Annotated in this window: 1 protein-coding gene; it reads right to left on the bottom strand. The window is 55.3% G+C overall.

Annotation, left to right across the window (positions count from 1 at the left end):
- Nucleotides 1-219: Ig-like domain-containing protein (locus tag CXF72_RS00625; protein ID WP_198552458.1), on the bottom strand; the 219-nt coding region annotated here is incomplete at both ends.

A 219-nucleotide genomic window follows, 5' to 3' on the forward strand; every position in this document is an offset into this window, starting at 1 on the left:
GTGGCTGTCGCCGTGGCGCCATCATCATCGGTCGTTACCAGAGTGATCGTCGCATCGCCGTTAAAGTTTTCCGCCGGCGTAAAGGTAATAGTGTTGTCGGTTTCATTAATACTTACCGTGCCCTGCTCTGCTGGCACGCTCGCAGTGGTCGACAGGATTGTGCCGTCAACATCAGCCGCCGTGTAAGCAACCGTGATGCTGCCGCTGTCTTCATCGATA

This window comes from Psychromonas sp. MB-3u-54 (genome assembly GCF_002836415.1).
Lineage (GTDB): Bacteria > Pseudomonadota > Gammaproteobacteria > Enterobacterales > Psychromonadaceae > Psychromonas.